The sequence below is a fragment of the Cryobacterium frigoriphilum genome, assembly GCF_004403305.1.
Lineage (GTDB): Bacteria > Actinomycetota > Actinomycetes > Actinomycetales > Microbacteriaceae > Cryobacterium > Cryobacterium frigoriphilum.
This window is the reverse complement of record NZ_SOHE01000093.1, coordinates 1-2776: the sequence shown is the minus strand read 5'-3', so window position 1 is coordinate 2776 and position 2776 is coordinate 1. Positions and strand designations below refer to the sequence as shown.

2 protein-coding genes are annotated in these 2776 nt (G+C 57.6%); one reads left to right on the top strand and one right to left on the bottom strand.

Features of this window, described 5'->3' with window-relative positions:
• Positions 1–399 precede the first annotated feature (399 nt).
• Positions 400–1023: an RNA polymerase sigma factor gene (locus tag E3T55_RS20095; RefSeq protein WP_134521432.1), complete on the top strand. Its 624-nt coding sequence runs from the start codon at positions 400–402 to the stop codon at positions 1021–1023.
• Positions 1024–1508: 485 nt separating this feature from the next.
• On the opposite strand, the gene E3T55_RS20090 is transcribed toward E3T55_RS20095, so the two are convergent.
• A complete protein-coding gene (locus E3T55_RS20090) occupies positions 1509–2054 on the bottom strand; it encodes a hypothetical protein (protein ID WP_134521429.1) in 546 nt (181 codons plus the stop codon).
• Between the last annotated feature and the right edge of the window lie 722 nt (positions 2055–2776).

Below are 2776 nucleotides of genomic sequence, written 5' to 3'. Positions count from 1 at the left end.
ATCGCCACCCGCTACGACAAGCTCGCACTGACCTACCGCGGCGGAGCTGTCCTCAGAGCCATAACTATTTGGTCGAAGGCATTAGGAGACACGCCCTAGCTGAATGGCGTCGCCTCCAGGCGTCGGAGGGGCAGCCCGTGCAGGGTCCGGGAGGTGAAGGGCTTCTTGGACGAGATAAGTGATATCAACGGAGATTGTTCGTGCATCTGTCATGAGGCTCCCTAGGGCTGAGATGGACAAGCGATTCTCTCTGGAATGTCCGGGTGGGTGCGAAAGGTTCGATAGCGAGGAGGAACGGTTCGTGACGAACCTTGTCGCTGCACCCCGTAATCAGAGGTACATGTGGATAGCGACCGGGAGCTGACCGCCTAGTCTGGGAGTCGGCCGGGGGGAGAACTTGTGGGCGATGAAGTATCGGATGCTGCGCTTTGGCTTGAAGCAGTAACGGGCACGGAGAGAGCGTTTGCTGTCCTTTTCGATCGGCATCGAGCTCGCATATTCCGTAAAGCGTATTCTCGGGTGCGCAATGTGTACGATGCGGAGGACGTTGTCGCAATGGTGTTCATGGAAGCGTGGCGATCCCGAGAAAAAGTGCGGATCGTGGACGAGTCCTTGTTGCCGTGGTTACTGTCCGTTACGACGTACGTCACTCTGAACAGTGATCGCGCCGCACGGCGCTACCGGCGGCTGCTTTCAAAACTCCCTGTTTCTCGCCCCGTTGATCCGGTCCCGGATATTGACGACAGGCTAGACCAGCGGGAACGTGCCAACCAGCTCACGCGGGCCTTGCGACGCTTAGGCTCGGCCGAGCGGACTGTCGTGGACTTATGCCTTGTCGAGGAGCTCTCGATGTCTGCTGTCGCTGGAGTGCTGGATATCCCGATTGGCACGGTTAAGTCACGGCTGAACAGTGCTCGCCGAAAACTTCGAACCTATTTAGGTGAGTCGGACATATCAGTACACACGGCCAACGAATTGACGGCAGAAGGGATATCAGGATGGACTCCATTGAGCCCGAGATGACCCCTGAACGAACCGACGCAATTCGAGGACTCCTCCTGTGCACGCTTCGGAACGAACCCGCTCGTCGAATCCAGCGTCAGCGCCGCCGAGTTCTTGTTTGGGTGAGCAGCTTCGTCCTCATCGCGGGCGTAGCCACCACTGGGGCCACGGTACTGCTGCAAGAGAAGAGCGTCGAGAACACAGCGATCGTTCATTGCTACAGCTCAACGGCTCAAGGCGCTGATGGGACCTATCCTGGATCCTCGGCGGCGATTGCGGACAGCAACGGACGCGGCCAAGCTAGGGATGCTCTAGCGCTATGCACCTCTATGTGGGAACAGGGAGTGTTCGAGGCCGGGTTCGAACCCACAACACCGGCTAGTAACCCGGGTGTGGCGCCGGAATTGCAGGTGTGTGTGATGCGCGATGGGAGTGCGGCCGTTGTGCCTGGCAAATCGGCGAGCGTCTGCCAGATAGTCGGGCTCGCACCCTTGGTGGCGTAACCGTTACCCGAAGGTGCCGGACGGTCGGAAGACCAACGACTTCACATTGTCGTTCCAGCTCCCGATGCTTGCGCAGTATGGCGTGCAATTCAGCCGGGATCCGCCATAGCTCACCGCGGTGTAGAGGGTCAGCCAGCAACCGTTCTCCCCGCTGGCGGAACTTATGGTGTTGGTCCAACCAGACTCCAAGGATGAAAACCCAAATACCGAACCGGCACAGCCATTCGACCCCCAAAGCGTGAGGCTGGAACCGCTTCGGTTCGTGTCCTGGTAGACGGTCCCCAAGATCGTTGACGCGCTTGCACTCCGTGCAGCAGGATTTTGTGGTTGCTGAATGCTCTCGATATACGCTTCGGCTTCCGCCTCGGTTCCGAAACAAACAGGTTCGCTCTGCATCGTCGGCTCGTTCAACGGTGTTGCCTCTGCTGCGCAGTGCACATCAATCGCCGGGACGGTCGGTTGCGCGAGTGCGCTGGACACCGGCCCGAATGACAGCACGCTTGCCGCGACTATGACCGCGATGGTCGTTTGCTTGCCCAATTTGCCCATGTGGGTTCCTCTCTGTAATCGGGGTGTTCCCCGTCACAGTGAGATGTCCGGATGCCCGGAACGGTTCATACGAGTTCCGCACGGACGGCTGGGAAGGCGGCTACAAGTCCATGGCGGATTCGGTGGAGGGCACGCTCGAGCGTGAACTAGAACGCCTTGCCCGTGAGTTCAGAAATGGGGAGCAATTCCCACAGAACGTCGGAGGATTTCGCCCAGGTCGGCTTGGAAGTGTGAGTGCGGATGTTCACTGAAGTCACTGGAAAAGAGGATGCTCTAATCCTATTTTCAGATTTTCACCCTCGGGGCAAGGGCGGTGTGAACCATTCGTCCGCAATCGGACATCCCTATACATGTGCGGCAAGTAGCAGCGCACGGGAGAAAGGCAAGAGCGGATTGAACTAGAGAGCGTTCGTGATGGCCGGGTTCGTTGCCGACTGCAATGCTCTGCTGAATTCTCATGATGAGGTCTGAGCGTCTGCAAACTGGCGAGACCCGTAGTCGTAAATAGAGATTTTTAAGAATGACCAACTGTTCTTTGAGGAGAATCATGAATCACAAATTCAAGCTAATGGCCGCAGTTGTCGCTTTTTCGCTCCTTAGTGCCAGCGGAGTGCAGGCGGCCTCCCTACGTGTCAGGGTTGGGTGAGGCCAGTAGCTAATAGTCAGTCCGCTGTTTGACGTAGGGCGAGAATCAGGAATCATCACCATGTCCAGTCCGTCTT